The organism is uncultured Brachyspira sp. (genome assembly GCF_944393015.1).
In the GTDB taxonomy this organism is placed as follows: domain Bacteria; phylum Spirochaetota; class Brachyspiria; order Brachyspirales; family Brachyspiraceae; genus Brachyspira.
Map to the genome: position 1 here is coordinate 1 of NZ_CALXYQ010000100.1, position 3,100 is coordinate 3,100.

At 27.5% G+C, this 3,100-nt stretch carries 4 protein-coding genes; all 4 read right to left on the minus strand.

What is annotated here, in order from left to right; all coding sequences use genetic code 11:
• Positions 1–1,556, minus strand: a 1,556-nt coding sequence (locus tag Q0K19_RS15050) for a cytochrome c biogenesis protein CcdA (protein ID WP_297249400.1), incomplete at its 3' end; no start/stop codon positions are given.
• 159 nt (positions 1,557–1,715) lie between these two features.
• Positions 1,716–2,048 carry a 30S ribosomal protein S18 gene (gene rpsR, locus Q0K19_RS15055; RefSeq protein ID WP_014488497.1) on the minus strand — a complete coding sequence of 111 codons (333 nt, stop codon included), beginning with the start codon at positions 2,046–2,048 and terminating at the stop codon, positions 1,716–1,718.
• Positions 2,049–2,085: 37 nt separating this feature from the next.
• Entirely contained in the window at positions 2,086–2,517 is a 432-nt protein-coding gene (ssb, locus tag Q0K19_RS15060) for a single-stranded DNA-binding protein (protein WP_297249402.1), read from the minus strand.
• Between the two features lie 12 nt (positions 2,518–2,529).
• Entirely contained in the window at positions 2,530–2,880 is a 351-nt protein-coding gene (gene rpsF, locus Q0K19_RS15065) for a 30S ribosomal protein S6 (protein WP_014488495.1), read from the minus strand.
• Between the last annotated feature and the right edge of the window lie 220 nt (positions 2,881–3,100).

Sequence of the window (3,100 nt, forward strand, 5' to 3'; positions counted from 1 at the left end):
GTGAAAATCAAATTATCATCTATGAATTTTTTTAGTTCTTCATTTACGAATACTTTCTCTTTAAGCTCATAACAATTCGCACACCAAACAGCAGAGAAATCTATTAGTATTGGTTTGTTGTTTTGTTTTGAAAGTTCTAATGCTTCATTGTATGTTATATGATTTGAAACTTCATTCTTTTGTTTTATGAATCCGTAAGTACAGCCTAATGCTATTGATATAATTACTACAGAAACGAATATTTTTATTTCTAATGCACTTAACATAGCAGATTTATTTTTAATTATGTAAACTAATACTGCAAATACTAATATCGTAGCTGAAGCAAGTATATAACTTATTTTATTAAATCCAATTACACCGAAAAGTATATTAGCATAATAGAAACTTATTATCATCATTAGGAAAGTGAAAATATATTTAACATATACCATCCAAGTTCCAGCCTTAGGCATTTTTGTAAGTATTGAAGCGAATGTACCAAGAATGAATAATACAGAAGCGAAACCCAAAGCATAAACAGCCATGTATAGAGTGGCGAACACAGGATTAAGAAAACCTATTTCCAATATAACCGCTATTATAGGAGCAGCACAAGGAGTGGCAACTATTCCTGCAAGAAGCCCCATTATATATTTATGGAATATTGATTGATTTTTTTTGGCATATGCATTTGTTTTTGCAGACTGTAAGAAACTAGGAGCTTTAATCTCATAAAATCCAGCCATTGAAAATGTAAAGTATAAAAATAATAATACTAATATGGTTAAAACAATAGGATTATATCCAATACTTCCAAATAGAATAGTTTTATGAAAAGCGAATCCAGCCACAGAAACTACAGCACCTAAAAGTGTATAAGTTGTGATTACACCTAATGCAAATAAAAGCGAAGCTAATACGCTTGATTTTTTATTGTTTTTTTCATCTGTTGTGGTTCCTAAAATAGACACTGTAATTGATAGTAGGGGATAGGTACAAGGCAAAAGCACAGATGCAAGTCCTGCTGCAAATATTAAGATTAGTGTTATAAATATATTATCGCTTCCTTTTATATAGTTTTCTATAGAGCTTGCATTCTCTGGTTTTTCATCTGTTATATTAGTATTGGGTATATCAATTTCTTCGCCGTATATTATTTTACTTTGAGGCTGTAAGCATACATTATCTTTCGCTGAACATAATTGATAAGTTGTTTTTATAAAGTTGATTTTATTTATATCAATATTATTTAATATAAACTCTTGTTCGCCTTTTATTATAGTATCATCATGATATTTTTCGCCTTTTGGATAAGTTGTATTTATTTCTTTATTGTCAGCAAAGAATAAAATTTTATTTGCTATTTTTGAATCTAAATATGCATAATAATTATTTGGTATAGTTGCTTTTACTGTTAATTTGTTATTGTTTGTTTCTAAAGTAAAATTAATTTCAGGATTTTTATTTAATGAATCAAGCCTGTTTAAATTAAGCAAATTATTATTTTGAGCAAGCGAAATATATGCTGTAATAAAAATAGTAATTATTATATATCTTAATAGTCTTATATTCATTGATTATCCTTTTTTATCATATCTAGTTTTCTTAATTAAATATAACAAATATATTATATTTTGGTAAATACAGTATATACGTATTTTGTAAAAATTTAAAATAAAAAAACAGTCGTTAGAATATATCATAACGACTGTTTTAATTTATAATTTTAAAAATTAATATCTAGTTTCATAAGGTAAAAGTGCTATATTTCTAGCTCTTTTAATAGCTTTAGTAACTAATCTTTGATGTTTAGAGCAAGTACCGTTTAAGCGTTTAGGTATGATTTTACCGCTGTCTTTAACATATCTTTTTAATAATTTAATATCCTTGTAATCTAAAACATCAATATTGTTTTTGCAGAAGTAGCAAACTTTTTTCTTAAAGAATTTTTTTCTTCCGTCTTTTTCATTTAATTCTTTATTGAAATGAGGCTTTTTTTCGCCTTTAGCTTTTATTTCTTCTTCATTATTGTTATTTTCTACATTTTCTGTATTTTCTAAATCCATTGTTTTTCTCCTAAAAAATTATGCTTTTTATTAATCATTAAAATGGCACTTCATCATCATCTTCAAAACTTCCTAAATCGACATTTCCAGCAGAAGCAGAAGGTGAATATGCTGTATCCATACCAGCAGCAGCGTTACCTGAAGAAGCACCAAGCATCTGCATAGACTGCATAATGATTCTCACTTTAGATCTAGCTGCATTAGTATCTTTATCCTGCCATCTTTCCTGTCTTAAAGTACCCATTATAGCAACTTGCTTACCTTTTGTAAGGTATTTGCTTACAGTTTCCGCCATTTTTCCAAAAGCCACTACATCAAAATAATTAACTTCAGTAGTGTTTTTGCTGCTTACATAGTAGTTATTTGCTATAGAAAACTCTACAACAGCACTTCCGCTAGGTAAATATTTAGATACAGGGTCTGCTGTAAGTCTTCCTATTAAAGTTACGCTGTTAAAATCTGTTGCCATAATAAAACCTGCTTAAGCCTCTTTAGAAGCTTCCTCATTATTAACATTTTCTTTATTATTTTCTTTTTTATTTTTCTGAATTATTTCATCTAAACGAACTATTATGAATCTTAATATGCTAAGTTCATAACGTAATTCTTTTTCAATGCTAGCTAAACTATTACCGTCGCATCTAAAATGATAATAATAGAATTTACCCTGATTTACTTTACGAATAGGGTAGCTTAAATTATGAATACCGTAATCAGCTTCATTAAATATTTCAGCATGATAGTTTTGAAGAATAGTTTTTACATGATCTTTTGCAGTTTGATGCACAGCGTCATTGATTTCTGTTACGAATAATATTTCATATTCTCTCATTGTTTTTAACTCCTTGGACAAAGCTTCTCTGAATTTTATTAATTTTTTGTAAAAAATTTATCATAGAAGCGAAGTATATATTTTTAATCATAATATAATAAATTATTTTTTACAAAAAGTCAATATATATAACTCTATTATTAATGTTTAAGAGCCCCAGATATTGCACACTTTTAGTTTAAAAAAAGTAGGTATCCCTTATAATTTAAATTGCTAGAAA